Origin of the sequence: Rhodococcus sp. BL-253-APC-6A1W (assembly GCF_012843405.1) — a bacterium.
GTDB lineage: Bacteria > Actinomycetota > Actinomycetes > Mycobacteriales > Mycobacteriaceae > Rhodococcus.
Genome location: NZ_JABAFB010000002.1, coordinates 257298 through 270485 on the forward strand (window position 1 = coordinate 257298; position 13188 = coordinate 270485).

At 66.8% G+C, this 13188-nt stretch carries 14 protein-coding genes; 8 read left to right on the forward strand and 6 right to left on the reverse strand.

The genetic code is table 11. From position 1 onward, the window contains the following. Nucleotides 1-402, forward strand: a complete 402-nt coding sequence (locus tag HF877_RS03750) for a DUF1707 domain-containing protein (RefSeq protein ID WP_169619838.1) — start codon at nucleotides 1-3, stop codon at nucleotides 400-402. A 10-nt stretch (nucleotides 403-412) separates the two neighbouring features. Beyond that, the gene (locus tag HF877_RS03755) at nucleotides 413-772 is read left to right on the forward strand and encodes a VanZ family protein (protein WP_169619839.1); all 360 of its coding nucleotides are present in this window, start codon (nucleotides 413-415) and stop codon (nucleotides 770-772) included. Between the two features lie 52 nt (nucleotides 773-824). Here HF877_RS03755 and HF877_RS03760 read toward each other — a convergent pair whose 3' ends face one another. The 3 genes from HF877_RS03760 to HF877_RS03770 form a co-directional block, all read right to left on the reverse strand. Then, nucleotides 825-1649 carry a tyrosine-protein phosphatase gene (locus HF877_RS03760; protein ID WP_169619840.1) on the reverse strand — a complete coding sequence of 275 codons (825 nt, stop codon included), beginning with the start codon at nucleotides 1647-1649 and terminating at the stop codon, nucleotides 825-827. Between the two features lie 48 nt (nucleotides 1650-1697). Further along, nucleotides 1698-3035 carry an L-lysine 6-transaminase gene (lat, locus tag HF877_RS03765; RefSeq protein WP_169619841.1) on the reverse strand — a complete coding sequence of 446 codons (1338 nt, stop codon included), beginning with the start codon at nucleotides 3033-3035 and terminating at the stop codon, nucleotides 1698-1700. 68 nt (nucleotides 3036-3103) lie between these two features. Then, nucleotides 3104-3553 carry an Lrp/AsnC family transcriptional regulator gene (locus tag HF877_RS03770; protein ID WP_169619842.1) on the reverse strand — a complete coding sequence of 150 codons (450 nt, stop codon included), beginning with the start codon at nucleotides 3551-3553 and terminating at the stop codon, nucleotides 3104-3106. Between the two features lie 36 nt (nucleotides 3554-3589). Here HF877_RS03770 and HF877_RS03775 point away from each other — a divergent pair, with 36 nt between their 5' ends. Continuing rightward, on the forward strand, nucleotides 3590-5092 hold the full coding sequence (locus HF877_RS03775) for an aldehyde dehydrogenase family protein (protein WP_169619843.1): 1503 nt from the start codon (nucleotides 3590-3592) through the stop codon (nucleotides 5090-5092). A gap of 16 nt (nucleotides 5093-5108) precedes the next feature. Here HF877_RS03775 and HF877_RS03780 read toward each other — a convergent pair whose 3' ends face one another. From HF877_RS03780 to HF877_RS03790, 3 genes are all read right to left on the reverse strand, one after another. Beyond that, nucleotides 5109-6041: a hypothetical protein gene (locus HF877_RS03780; RefSeq protein ID WP_169619844.1), complete on the reverse strand. Its 933-nt coding sequence runs from the start codon at nucleotides 6039-6041 to the stop codon at nucleotides 5109-5111. 54 nt (nucleotides 6042-6095) lie between these two features. After that, nucleotides 6096-6353, reverse strand: coding sequence for a Rho termination factor N-terminal domain-containing protein (locus tag HF877_RS03785; RefSeq protein ID WP_169619845.1), 258 nt, complete (start codon nucleotides 6351-6353; stop codon nucleotides 6096-6098). A gap of 133 nt (nucleotides 6354-6486) precedes the next feature. Then, entirely contained in the window at nucleotides 6487-7161 is a 675-nt protein-coding gene (locus HF877_RS03790; protein WP_169619846.1) for a GntR family transcriptional regulator, read from the reverse strand. 238 nt (nucleotides 7162-7399) lie between these two features. On the opposite strand from HF877_RS03790, the gene HF877_RS03795 reads away from it, so the two are divergent. From HF877_RS03795 to HF877_RS03815, 5 genes are all read left to right on the forward strand, one after another. After that, on the forward strand, nucleotides 7400-8818 hold the full coding sequence (locus HF877_RS03795; protein WP_169619847.1) for an MFS transporter: 1419 nt from the start codon (nucleotides 7400-7402) through the stop codon (nucleotides 8816-8818). 1 nt (nucleotide 8819) lies between these two features. Then, on the forward strand, nucleotides 8820-9488 hold the full coding sequence (locus tag HF877_RS03800; RefSeq protein WP_169619848.1) for an aspartate/glutamate racemase family protein: 669 nt from the start codon (nucleotides 8820-8822) through the stop codon (nucleotides 9486-9488). Between the two features lie 107 nt (nucleotides 9489-9595). Continuing rightward, nucleotides 9596-11140: an AMP-binding protein gene (locus HF877_RS03805; RefSeq protein ID WP_169619849.1), complete on the forward strand. Its 1545-nt coding sequence runs from the start codon at nucleotides 9596-9598 to the stop codon at nucleotides 11138-11140. A 37-nt stretch (nucleotides 11141-11177) separates the two neighbouring features. Next, on the forward strand, nucleotides 11178-12536 hold the full coding sequence (locus tag HF877_RS03810; protein ID WP_169620001.1) for an FAD-linked oxidase C-terminal domain-containing protein: 1359 nt from the start codon (nucleotides 11178-11180) through the stop codon (nucleotides 12534-12536). Nucleotides 12537-12625: 89 nt separating this feature from the next. Continuing rightward, nucleotides 12626-13183 (forward strand): hypothetical protein, encoded by a 558-nt coding sequence (locus HF877_RS03815; RefSeq protein ID WP_206036604.1) that lies wholly within the window; start codon nucleotides 12626-12628, stop codon nucleotides 13181-13183. The last annotated feature ends 5 nt before the right edge of the window (nucleotides 13184-13188 follow it).

Below are 13188 nucleotides of genomic sequence, written 5' to 3' on the forward strand. Positions count from 1 at the left end.
ATGGGCGAGCGTCCCGAAGTACGTATCGGAACGGCCGAACGCGAAGAAGCCGTGCAGCTGCTCGGTGACCACTTCGCGGCCGGCCGGCTCACGCTCGACGAGTTCGACGAGCGTGTGACTCGCGCGACGGAAGCCCGGACCCGCGGCGACCTGGTTCCGCTGTTCCGCGACCTGCCGTCGGCGCCGGCAGCCCTGGTGCCCCCACCAGCCCGCGAGAATCTCTATCTGAACCTCGTGACGCTGGTCCCGCTGGTGCTCGTCGCGCTGCTGATCCTCGTCGCGATCCGGCACCCGATCGCGATTCTCCTCGCGCTCGTCGCCCTCTGGATGCTGGGGCGCAGGGCGTACCGCCTGGTCACGGAATGGCGAGCCTCGGACCGGCCGCCCGGCGGTGCCGACTAACGTTGGCGCCATGCCCCCTTTCGCCTGGCAGCGAGTGCTGCCACTCGTGGTTGCCGTCATCGCGGTCACGGTAATGCTCCTCCTGCCCGGCGACACCACTCCCTCGGGGCCACCGCATTCCGACAAGGTGACCCACGCGCTCATGTTCGCGGTGCTGGCGTACTGCTCCCGCTTCGCGCGCTTCTCCCCCGCGATCACGCTGGTGGGGCTGGCCGCGTACGGAGCTCTCACCGAGGTGTTGCAGGCGACCGTCGCCGTGCGGCGTTCGGGATCGGTCTGGGACTGGTGCGCCGACCTCTTCGGCATCCTTGTCGGCCTCGCCGTCGCCGAGGCGCTCCGCCGCCGCACCCGCGCAGCGCGCGCACGCTGAAACCGTTTGCGGCACCGGCCTATTCGTCAGGTACCGCCTGCCCGGCGAACGCTCACTCCTGCGGGGCCACGAGGCGGTCGCGCAGAGCCTGCAGCGCGGTGTCGCTGAGACCGAGGCCGGCCGCGAAATACCCTTCGATGCTGCCGTACCGGGTCAGCGCCTCGTCGATTGCGGTTTCGAGGTACTCGCGCCGCACACCGAGAATCGGAACGAGGATGTCCGGGTCACCTCCCCGTTCGGCGAAGCGGGCGAACATCGTGTCGAAAGCGGGCAGCAGCATGTCGTTGGTACGCAGGTACTCGGCGAACACCGCATCCTCGTCGGCGCCGGCGAACAGGAGCAGGGACGCTGCGGCCCACCCCGTCCGGTCCTTCCCCGCGCTGCAGTGGACCAGCGCGGGAACGTCGCCCTGCGCCATACCTTCCGCGACAGCGCGATACGACGCGAGAGCGCTCGGCAACGTCACGAAGTCCCGGTAGCTCCCCCGCAGATATTCGACGGCGCGGCCGTCACCGAACGCCTGGGCGGCCAGTGCGGGATCGGCAACGATGTCGGGAAGTGCTGCCGCGATGGACCCGTTGTTCCGGTCGGCGAGGACGTCGAGGGCGAAGTGCCGGGCGTGCGCCGGAAGCTTGTCCGGACGCAGCTCCTGCTCGGCCGCGGTGCGGAGGTCGAAGACGTTCGCGATGTGCAGCGCCGTGAGTGTGTCGAGATCGGTCTCGGTGACCCGGCTCAGGTCGGTCGAGCGGTACACCACCCCGGTACGAACCACGCCACCGTAGGAACTCGCACACCCGCCGATGTCGCGGAAGTTCGCCAGTGACGGGATCGCGAAGGCGGTGTCCGCAGCGGCCTCGCTGCCCAGTGCATCGGTCATGTCGACAACCTACGGCGTTGCGCTCGGAACCGGAAAGCCCCGCACGGCTCAGGTGTGGCGCCCGAGGACCCGGTCCACGGCGGCGAGCGCCTCGTCGAGTTCGGCTGTCGTGACCGTCAGCGGGGGCCGGAATCGGATACCGCGGGTGCCGGTGCCGATCATGAGGACGTGCTCGTCGCGGTACAGGTCGCGCAGCACCGCGTCGCGCATGTCCGGTGACGGCAGGGTCAGCGCACACATCAGCCCGCGGCCCCTCGGCTCCGTCACCGCAGGACGGCGCGCGGCGAGTTGCTGCACTCCGGCCAGCAGATGCGCCCCACGGGTGCGGGCACGCTCGATCAGTCCGTCCCGTTCGATCACCTCGAGGATGCGGCGGGCACGCACCATGTCGGTGAGATTGCCACCCCAGGTGGAGTTGAGACGAGAGCTCACCGTGAAGACGTTGTCGGGCACTTCGTCGATCCGCCCGCCGGCCATGATCCCGCACACCTGCGTCTTCTTTCCGAATGCCACGAGGTCGGGAGCCACGCCGAACTGCTGATAGGCCCAGGTGGTGCCGGTGAGTCCGACACCGGTCTGCACCTCGTCGAACACGAACAGCGCGTCGTTGGCGCGGCACAGATCCGCCATGGCCCGGAAGAACTCCGGACGGAAGTGGTGGTCGCCGCCCTCCCCTTGGACGGGTTCGGCGATGAAGCACGCGATGTCGTGGGGGCGCTCGGCGAATGCGGCGCGCGCCTGGTCGAGCGCGCGGTCCTCCGCCGCGGCGATGTCGCGGCCGTCGCACAGATAGGGCGCGTCGATTCGCGGCCAGTCGAACTTCGGGAAGCGTGCGGTCTTCACCGGATCGGTGTTGGTGAGCGACATCGTGTAGCCGCTCCGCCCGTGGAACGCCTCGGTCAGATGAAGTACCGAGCCTCCGAGGCCGGGGTCGAGTCCGCGGGACTCGTTGAGGCGGCTCTTCCAGTCGAACGCGGCCTTGAGAGCGTTCTCGACGGCGAGCGCACCGCCGTCGACGAAGAACAGGTGCGGCAGGGCCGGGTCCCCGAGGACCCGGGCGAAGGTGTCGACGAACCGGGCCATCGGCACCGTATAGATGTCGGAGTTGCTGGGCTTGTTCGGTGCGACAGTGCAGAACTCCTCTGCGGCACAGGGGTCGTCCGCGAGCGCAGGATGGTTCATGCCCAGCGCCGAGGACGCGAAAAACCCGAACATGTCGAGGTAGACAGTGCCGTCGCGCTGGTCGACCAGTCGTAGGCCGCGTGAGCGTTCGAGGTCGAGGACGAGGTCTGCTCCGTCCGTGAGCAGGTGCTGCCGCAGTACGTCGTGAACGCGGTCGGGAAGGAGGGATCCGTCACTGTCCGGGCGCCGGAGTGCAGTACTCATACCGGGAACGATACGTCAGAACATTCAGTAAAGGGTCTTCATTACAAGAAATTTACCGGCGTTTACCGTCACCGCTCGTAAAATGTTTGGAGAATGACGGTGCTCCGGGTTGCCACGTTCGCGGTCGCACGAATTTGCTGAAGCAGATGTTCGAGCGCGCGCGGCGAGGCGACACGCACGAGGAGGATGTAGCTTTCGTCCCCGGCGACCGAGTGACAGGATTCGATGGCGTCGATATGGCGCAATCGCGCCGGTGCATCGTCCGGCTGAGACGGATCAAGAGGGGTGATGGCGACGAACGCCGAGAGCGCGAGTCCGATCGCCTCGGGATCGATTCTGGCGCTGTACCCGCGAATGATGTCGCGCGACTCGAGGCGTCGTACCCGGGATTGGACGGCGGACACCGACAGGCCCGCCTTGTCGGCAAGCGCGGCCAAGGTGGCCCGCCCGTCGGCTTCCAATTCGCGCAACAGCAATCGATCGATCTCGTCCAGCGCGTCTTTAGGGGATTCCGGCACCCGCGCAGATTATCCGAGCACGAAGGGACCACACCGATGAATGCGACCTCCGACCTCCGCACCCGAGCAGAGGCGGCCCTGAGCCGTTGCGGAGTCGAACTTCCGCAGGACGGTGTCCTCGGCGTCACGAGCCCGGTCGACGGCACCGAACTCGCTCGACTTCCCCTCCACTCTGCCGAAGACGTCGATCTCGCCATTTCGACCGCCGCAAGCGCGTTCGAGCAATGGCGACACGTGCCCGCCCCGGTTCGCGGACAACTCGTCCGACGTCTCGGCGAACTCCTCGTCGAGCACAAGAGCGACCTGGCAGCACTCGTCACACTCGAGGTCGGGAAGATCCCGTCCGAGGCGGCCGGTGAGGTTCAGGAGATGATCGACGTCTGCGACTTCGCCGTCGGGCTGTCCCGCCAGTTGTACGGGCGGACCATGCCGTCCGAACGTCCGGGTCACCGCCTGATGGAGACATGGCATCCCCTCGGTGTGGTCGGTGTCATCTCGGCGTTCAACTTCCCGGTCGCGGTGTGGTCGTGGAACACCGCGATCGCGCTCGTGTGCGGCGACCCGGTGGTGTGGAAGCCGTCCGAGACCACGCCGCTCACCGCGCTCGCGTGTGACGCACTCCTGCGGCGCGCTGCCGCCGATGTGGGCGCGCCCGACGGCCTGCACCACGTGCTTCTCGGCGACTCCCGCGTCGGAGAAACCCTTTCCGACGATCCGCGGATCGCGCTCGTCAGCGCAACCGGGTCCGTGCGGATGGGGCGGGCGGTTGCTCCCCGCGTCGCCGCTCGATTCGGCCGGTGCCTGCTCGAACTCGGAGGCAACAACGCAGCGATCGTCACTCCGTCGGCCGACCTCGACCTCACGGTGCGCGGCGTCGTGTTCGCCGCCGCGGGTACCGCCGGGCAGCGGTGCACGACACTCCGGCGGCTCATCGTGCACCGGTCGATCGCCGACACGCTCGTCGAGCGGCTCGCAACCGCGTATTCCGGCTTGCGCGTGGGAAATCCGTTCGACGAGGGAGTCCTCGTGGGTCCGCTCGTCTCGGAGAAATCGTACGAGGCGATGCGCTCTGCTCTCGATCGCGCCGCTGCCGACGGCGGCGTTGTCGTCGCCGGCGGCGACCGTGTCGACGTGTCCGGGAAGGGGGTCTACGTCTCCCCCGCACTCGTCCGCATGCCGGGCCAGACCGAGGTCGTACGGGAGGAGACGTTCGCACCGATCCTGTACGTCCTCACCTACGACGACCTCGACGAGGCGATCACGCTGAACAACGCAGTCCCCCAGGGGCTGTCGTCGTCGATCTTCACCCTCGACCAACGGGAGGCCGAGCAGTTCCTCTCCCGCTCGGACTGCGGTATCGCGAACGTCAACATCGGTACCTCCGGGGCGGAGATCGGTGGTGCGTTCGGCGGTGAGAAGGAGACCGGCGGCGGCCGCGAATCGGGTTCGGATTCATGGAAGGCGTACATGCGCCGCGCCACCAACACGGTGAACTACTCGAACGAACTCCCGCTTGCCCAGGGTGTCGAATTCGGCTGAGCCCCAACGGCGGATCTCAACCGCGGTCCCGGCCCTTCCGCGGACGGATCCTCAGGAGTTCGGGCACGTCGACGGTCTCGTTTCCGGCCAGCGGGTCGTCCCCTCGGCGGGCGAGCACGCGCGAGACGGTCTCGACACCCGACAGTGCCGTGGCCGCTTCCCGCGCGACCGACTCGTCGTACACCTCGAACCACGGATACCCGCGCTCGGTGTACTCGCGCGCGGTGATCGGCTCGGTCGGCGGCGCTGTTCCCGTCAGGGTTTCCCACTGCACGCTGTTGACCAGCGCAACGTGCGCAGCCGAGCGACGGCCCGTGTCCCATACGCCGCGTTCTTCCACCGGCGTCGCGACGCGCTGGGTGATCGAACCGCCCGCGCCGAGTCCCATGCCGGGCGGCGGAGGCGGCGCGAAGGTCATCATGTGCTGCCGGTCGTCGGTTCGCGCGCGCCGCCGCTCGTACACGTCGGCCCTCATCGGGGACGCGGCGATCCGGATTCCCCCGGTGGCCGGCCCGCGACCGAGTTGTTCCTCGACGGTGTACCCCGCACCCAGCGGCATCGCCACGAACTGGCGGACCAGTCCGCCGTCCACACAGAACCCGTCGAGCCAGGGTTGTTCCGGGACCTCGAAATAGTCCTCGGCATCGAAATCGGGTTCCGGCGTCCAGGGCCCGCCCGTCACCGCGTCGACGTCGCCGGTTCCGACCTTGACGAGAAACGGATAACGAGTGTCGAACTTGATCCAGCAGGCTTCGGACTGCCATACGGGCAGGACGATGTGCTCGTCCAAAACACGTAGAGGAAAGGTGCCCAGGCTCGGTGGCAGCGGGTAGCGCTTCCCGTCGTCCGGCACCCGGACGGTGCGGTGGAACGAGACGGCCAGTTCGGCTTCCCCGTGTACTTCGGGGAACTCGAAGTACAGGGTGTCGCCGTCCACGCTCAATGCCATGCCTGCCCCTCTCGCGGGCCGGGGGTGGCCACGCGAGTCCAGGTTGCCTTCCCGTCAGTGGTTGCGCAACGCGTCCACGAGTTCGTTCTTGCGCATGCTCGAGTAACCGCTCAAGCCGAGTTCTTTCGCCCGCTTCTTCAGGTCGTCGACAGTCCAGTCGTCGTACGACCCGGACTTTCCGCCTCGCTTCCCGACCTTCGACTTGCCCTCGGCAGCGGCAGCGTTGGAGATCCGGGCAGCTTTCTCCTTCGACGCGCCGTCGTCCCGCAACTCTTCGTACATCTTTTCGTTCTTGATCGACGAGTTCGGCATCGTGCTCTCCTTTCGATGTGTGCGGGGTATACCCGTCCGTTCCCACCTACACACGTTCTCGAGGACGAACACCTGCGCCCAGACGCCCGGCAGCCCTTTGCGGTACGCACACACCGAACGGCCTCGGAAGACGCTAACTGTCGGGGTCGAAGCCGGGAACGGACGACAGCGTCTCGAAAGTCCGGCGCCTGCCCCATTCGACGTGTGCATGGGCAAGCGAAGAGGCCAGCTCGATATCGCCCTGAACGATCGCTTCGACGAGAGAGACATGTTCCGCGTGGCGTGCCTGCGGATCCTGATGGATGTTGGCGACGTTCAGGCGAGTGCTGCGCTCACGAAGGGGATCCATGAGCACACCCAGCAAGTCGTTCCCGCAGAGCTGTTCGATCTCTGCGTGCACGGCACCACTCTGTGTGTGGAAATCACCGAGAGCGCCACTCGCCAGAGCACCTGCGGCGGCGCGCAACGCCGCTGACAGTCGCTCCGGGGACTTGCCGCTCGCTACGGCGGCGGCCGCGCGCCGGGCAGCCAAGGGCTCGAGAGCTGATCTGATGTCGTACAACTGATTCACACCACTACGACTCACCCTCGTGACGACTGCGGGCCGGCGCGGTGACAGAGACACCAGACCGGCCGCCTCGAGCATCGGTAGCGCTTCGCGTATCGGAACCCGTGAAACCTGCAATTCTGCGCCCAGGTCCCGCTCACTGAGCGACTCACCGGCGGCCAAACGTCCGTCGTTGATGCGGTCACGAATCTCTTCGAAAACCCATCGAGACAGGTTCGAGTGCCCGTTCATCGCAGTCATGGACGCCTTCCGCTCGATCGATAATCATGCGCGCCCTCCGAGCGTAGTTCTGCGGAGCGTTGGTATACCAACGTGCCTCCTGTTTGACAGGGAGAGCTGCACACAAAGGACCAGAGACCGTCTTGTTACGCGGAATCGCACGTGATGAAACGGCTATTTAACCCGACGGCAACCCAGACTGCCGTATCGCTCGATAGCTTTCTCGTCACCTGCTGGTATACCAAACGGAGGAAGCTTGATGAGCACTCCTGCTACCCATTCCACCGATGCGCCCCTCGGCGATCCGGCCGAAAAGGCCACGCTGAGCGGCCAGATCGAAGCCGCGTACTCGCGGATCGGCGTCACGTCCGCACACCTCGGGATCGTCGCGATGGTGTTGTTCGGCGTCTTCTTCGACGCAATCGAACAGAACACCGTCGGTATCGCCGGTCCCATACTCAAATCCGAGTGGGGTCTCGGGGGAGCGCAGATCGGCCTGTTGAATACGGCAACCTTCACCGCTGTCGCCCTCGGACGGATCCTGGCCGGCGCAGTGATGGACAGGCTGGGACGGCGAACCCTCCTGGGCGCCAACCTGATCGTGTTCTCGATCGGCTCGCTCATCTGCGCCTTGGCCCCCACCTATGAGGTACTCGTGGGCGCCCGATTCCTGGTCGGCCTCGGCCTCGGCGGTGAAATCGCTGTCGCCGTCATCATGCTTTCCGAGTTCTTCTCCGCGCGCCACCGAGGAACCGCGGTCGGTCTCATCAACGTCGCCGCAGCAGGTCTGGGCAATATGCTGGCCCCTCTGTTCGGCGTCATCGTCTTCGCCGTCTTCTCGGGGCCGGACCAGTGGCGTTGGCTCTTCGGACTCCTCGTCGTCCCTGCGCTCGCAGTGGTCGTCTTTCGGCGCGCTCTGCCCGAGACTCCTCGATACCTCGCCGCGACCGGAAAGATCGCGGAGGCCAACCTGGTGATCGCACGACTCGCTCAGGGCAAACTTCGCGGGCCGGTCGACACCTCGGTCACCTATCTCGACCCTTCCCTGGCCGCGACCGAAAAGGCCGCGCCGAAGTCCCGCTGGACCGAGATGTTCGGGAAGCGTTACCGCCGTGCCACACTCGCACTCGGCGTGGCTGTCTGCATGTCGTACGCAGCACAGATTTCCATGCTCACGCTCATCCCCGTGATCCTGACCGAGCGTGGCCTGTCCATCAATACAGCCCTTTGGTACACGCTCGTCATGCAGTCGGGCTCGCTCGCGGGTGCACTCACCGCGGCGCTGATCGCACGCAGACTCCCCCGAAAGCTGACACTGACCTGCGGCGCTCTGCTCGGTTTTGTCGCGGCCCTCGGGTTCGGGTTCTTCGCAACGAACATCGGACTCGTCCTCATATTCGGTGCGCTGTTCAACTTCGCCGTCATCATCCTCAACACCACCATCTGGCTCTTCGCGCCCGAGCAGTACCCGACCCGCATCCGCGGACTGGCGACGTCCGTCATCCTCGCCATCGGTTCACTGTCCGGCGGGTTGTTCCCGCTGATCGCCGGAGCCGTCCTGGACGCTTCGGGGGTCGGTGCGATGTTCGGTCTGCTTACCGCGCTCTTCCTGGTGTGCGGTATCGCGGTGCAGTTCCCCCGAGAAACGGTCGGACAGCCTATGCCCGAGGACATCTGACGTGACCGACTCCATCCTCGTCGTCAATCCGAACACCAACGAGGCGACCACCGAGATGCTGGTCGAGGTGGCAGCCGGCTTGCTGGCCGAAACCGGTACCAGGGTTATCGGAATAACCGCACGGGCCGGCCCACGCATGATCACGAATGCGGCGGCCCTGACCGACGCCGCGACACACACGGTCGACGTCGCGATGGAGGGTATCGATCTCCACCATCCCGTCGCCATCATCGTCGGAGCCTTCGGCGACCCCGGAGTGTCCGAGCTTCGCTCGCTGACCGACATTCCCGTGGTGGGGATCGGCGAGGCGGCTGTACTCGCGGCAAGCAAAGGTGGTCGACGCTTTGCCATTGCGACCACGACCGGCGAGTTGGCCGACAGCCTGTGCTCGCTGGTGGCGCGAGTCGACCCGAGTGCCGACTTCGCCGGAGTAATGCTCACCAGCACGGGGCCGCTCGCGCTCGCGTGCGCCCACGAGGAAAGCGTGACCGAACTCGACGCAGCAGTAGACGAGGCCGCCGCAGCGGGAGCAGGGGCTGTGGTCATCGGTGGCGGCCCCCTGAGCGCTGCAGCACGTGTGCTGTCTGCTCGCTCCGATGTCGTGATCATCGAACCGGTGCCCAGCGCGGTCGAGTGGGTACTCGGAAAGATCGCGGAACCTCAGGCCTGACAACTCCCTGGCGCAGCACATCGGTAGCCCCTCATACGCATGGATGGAGCCTCGCGTTTCGGCAGGAAAATGTGTCCTGCGACACACCCTGTGGTAGACCGGGGACCATGTACCCAGGGAACTTCGTCGCGACCACCCCCGACAAGCCGGCCATCATCCGGCCCGCGACGGGCGAATCGCTCACCTACCGGGAACTGGACGAACGCTCGATCCGGCTGGCGAAGCATCTGCGCGCCGCCGGCCTGGCGCCCGGCGACCATCTTGCGTTGATATCCGACAACGACCTGCGCGTCATGGAGGTGTACTGGGCAGCACTGCGTTCCGGCCTGTACATCACCGTGGTCAATCGGCACCTCACTCCCGACGAAGCGGCCTACATCGTCGACGACTGCGACGCGCAAGCCCTGGTCGTCTCGGCACACGCCCTGTCGGCGGTCGATACGTCACCCGGGGCGTACCCGGGAGTGGCCCACCGCCTCGTCTTCGGCGGGTCGCTTCCCGGCTTCGACGACTACGAGGATGCGCTCGCCCGCCACGATCCGTCACCGCTCGACGACCAGCCTCGTGGCCGGGACATGCTGTATTCCTCCGGCACCACCGGGCGGCCGAAGGGAATCGAACCGGCTCTGTCCGTGGGCCAGGTGCAGGACGTCCCCGACCCGTACACCGCGGTGTTCGCGCCCATGTACGGGTTCGACGACACCACGGTCTACCTGTGCCCCGCCCCGCTGTATCACGCTGCGCCGCTCCGGTTCTGCGGCACCGTTCAGTCTGTCGGCGGCACCGTGATCCTGATGGACCGCTTCGACGCCGAAGAAGCGCTCGCCCTGATCGAGAAGTACTCGGTCACGGCCTCCCAGTGGGTGCCGACGATGTTCGTGCGGATGCTGAAACTGCCGGAGGAGACGCGGGCGAGATACGACGTCTCGAGCATGAAGGTCGCGATCCACGCGGCCGCACCGTGCCCACCGGAGATCAAGCGGGCGATGATCGAGTGGTGGGGCCCGGTGATCCACGAGTACTACGCGTCCACCGAAGGTGCGGGCGCGACCTTCATCGACTCCGGGCAGGCGCTCGCGCGGCCCGGGTCCGTGGGGCGCGACGGCGTCATGGGCATCGTCCACATCTGCGACGACGAGGGAAACGAACTCCCCGCCGGCGCGATCGGGACAGTGTGGTGGGAACGCGACGAACACCCTTTCCGATACCACAACGACCCCGAGAAGACCGCAGCGGCAACACATCCCGACCACCCGACCTGGACGACGAGCGGGGATATCGGGTACCTCGACGACGACCGCTTCCTCTACCTGACCGACCGCGCCGCCTTCATGATCATCTCCGGCGGCGTCAACATCTACCCACAGGAGTCGGAGAACGTCCTCACCCTGCACCCGAAGGTCTACGACGTGGCGGTCATCGGCGTGCCGAACACGGAGATGGGCGAAGAGGTCAAGGCCGTCGTGCAACTCGCAGACGGGGTCACGCCGAGTCCCGAACTCGAGCAGGAGCTGCTCGAGTACGTCCGCGACCGCGTGTCGCACTTCAAGGCACCGCGCAGTGTGGACTTCTCCGACGACCTGCCGCGCACACCCACCGGCAAGCTGGTCAAACACAAGTTGCGTGCCCGCTACGTCCCGGCGGCGGGGTGACGAGATGTCCACCGAACAGGAAACCGGACTGCCTGCGATGCCGCTGACCGAACTGGCCGCCGCGTTGCCGCAGGGCGCACTGGTCACCGACCCTGACATCCTCGCCGGATACCGCCACGACCGTGCGCAGGACCCGGACGCGATTGTGCCCGCCGCCCTGGTGCGCGCCACGTCGACCACGGACGTGCAGGCCACGCTGCGGTGGGCGAACACCCATCGCGTCCCGGTGGTGCCCCGGGGAGCCGGCACGAGTCTGTCGGGCGGATCCGGCGGCATCGCCGGGGGCATCGTGCTGAGCACCGAGAAGATGCGTGCGCTCACGGTGGACACGACCACCCGAACCGCAGTTGCGCAGCCGGGGCTCCTCAATTCCGAGGTCAAGCGGGCAGCGGCCGAGCACGGTCTGTGGTACCCGCCGGACCCGTCGTCGTTCGAGATCTGCACGATCGGCGGCAACGCCGCGACCAACGCCGGCGGCCTGTGCTGTGTGAAGTACGGGGTCACGTCCGATTACGTCCTCGGTCTCGAGGTCGTGCTGGCGGACGGTACCGCGGTGCGATTGGGCGGCCCGAGACTCAAGGACGTCGCCGACCTGTCCTTGACGAAACTGTTCGTCGGCAGCGAAGGCACCCTCGGCGTCATCACGGAGGTGACGTTGCGACTGCTTCCGCCGCAACCACCGGCGTCGACGATGGTCGCCACGTTCGGGTCGGTCCAGGCCGCCGCCGACGCGGTCGTCGCGATCACCGGCATGCTGCGGCCCGCGATGCTCGAATTCATGGACCGGACCACGATCGGAGCGGTGGAGGACATGCTCCGGATGGGTCTGGACCGCTCCACGGAAGCGATGCTCATCGCGCGTTCCGACGTACCGGGCGCGGCCGCGGCCGAGGAGATCACGCTGATGGCGCAGGCATGTCGCGACGCCGTTGCCGACGAGGTGTTCACCACCGACGACGCCGCGGAGGGGGAAGCGTTTGCGGCCGCCCGCCGGATGGCGATCCCCGCGGTGGAGCGCACCGGCAGCCTGCTGCTCGAGGACGTCGGGGTTCCCCTGCCGGCTCTTCCCGCGCTTGTGGAGGGGATCGCCGCGCTCGCGGCGGAGCACGATGTGACGGTCGCGGTCATCGCTCACGCGGGGGACGGCAACACCCATCCCCTGATCGTCTACGACCCCGCCGACGACGAGATGGCCGTGCGAGCACAGGCGGTTTTCGGAAAGATCATGGATCTCGCGATCGAACTGGGCGGCACGATCACCGGGGAGCACGGCGTGGGCCGCTTGAAGAAGGCGTGGCTTCCCGACCAGGTCGGCCCTGATGTCATGGCTCTGACCAGGCAAATCAAGAATGCGCTGGACCCTCGGACGATCCTGAACCCGGGGGTGGTGCTGTGACCCGGACGCAGCCCCCCGGGCGTGGGAACGCGTCGATTCCGGCCTTGCACCCGGATCGGCCCGTGAACGGCCATAATCGTCGCGTGAACATGCCTTCGCCCGACTCCGTCTCCGAACTCCCCCTACGCGACACCAAGTACAGGGAGCTCGCGCACTACCCCGAATTCGGCATCGTCACAGCATGGTTGCGCGATTACATCCGGTCGAGCGTGCCCAACGCACGGATGAGCGAGCGGGAGTACTGGTCGGTCGCGTGCCTGCCCGACAATTCGGTGTCGCCGACGGGCCGCCGACTCGTGAGCGTGTATGCCGGTGATCTCGAGGTGGCCGGCCTCCACCTCGACACCCCGGGACCGGGTCTGCGGAATGTCCAGGGCTGGATCACAGTGACGCGAGAGGGTCTGGAAGAGGCCTGCGGCGCGTCCCTCGACCGGATCGCTGCAACCTTCCCTGCGCTGAATGTGACGCACAGCGGTGCGATGGCCACGATCGCATGGACGGAAACACCCGAGAGCCGGGAGCAGTTCGACGCCCTGCCGTGGCGGGCGCCGGCCCGTGCCCTCGTCACCGAACTGGTCCGCACCGGGCGCAACCGGTGGGCCGACCTGCACTCGCCTCAGATCGCTCAATTCGCCTTCGAGGACTGAGCCTG

Excerpts from the sequence above, each read along its gene's own strand:
- HF877_RS03815 (WP_206036604.1), top strand. The coding sequence starts at position 12,626 with ATGCCTTCGCCCGACTCCGTCTCCGAACTCCCCCTACGCGACACCAAG.
- lat (WP_169619841.1), bottom strand. The coding sequence starts at position 3,035 with ATGAGTACTGCACTCCGGCGCCCGGACAGTGACGGATCCCTCCTTCCC.
- HF877_RS03805 (WP_169619849.1), top strand. The coding sequence starts at position 9,596 with ATGTACCCAGGGAACTTCGTCGCGACCACCCCCGACAAGCCGGCCATC.
- HF877_RS03750 (WP_169619838.1), top strand. The coding sequence starts at position 1 with ATGGGCGAGCGTCCCGAAGTACGTATCGGAACGGCCGAACGCGAAGAA.
- HF877_RS03775 (WP_169619843.1), top strand. The coding sequence starts at position 3,590 with ATGAATGCGACCTCCGACCTCCGCACCCGAGCAGAGGCGGCCCTGAGC.
- HF877_RS03760 (WP_169619840.1), bottom strand. The coding sequence starts at position 1,649 with ATGACCGATGCACTGGGCAGCGAGGCCGCTGCGGACACCGCCTTCGCG.
- HF877_RS03785 (WP_169619845.1), bottom strand. The coding sequence starts at position 6,353 with ATGCCGAACTCGTCGATCAAGAACGAAAAGATGTACGAAGAGTTGCGG.
- HF877_RS03810 (WP_169620001.1), top strand. The coding sequence starts at position 11,178 with ATGCCGCTGACCGAACTGGCCGCCGCGTTGCCGCAGGGCGCACTGGTC.
- HF877_RS03790 (WP_169619846.1), bottom strand. The coding sequence starts at position 7,161 with ATGACTGCGATGAACGGGCACTCGAACCTGTCTCGATGGGTTTTCGAA.
- HF877_RS03780 (WP_169619844.1), bottom strand. The coding sequence starts at position 6,041 with ATGGCATTGAGCGTGGACGGCGACACCCTGTACTTCGAGTTCCCCGAA.
- HF877_RS03755 (WP_169619839.1), top strand. The coding sequence starts at position 413 with ATGCCCCCTTTCGCCTGGCAGCGAGTGCTGCCACTCGTGGTTGCCGTC.
- HF877_RS03795 (WP_169619847.1), top strand. The coding sequence starts at position 7,400 with ATGAGCACTCCTGCTACCCATTCCACCGATGCGCCCCTCGGCGATCCG.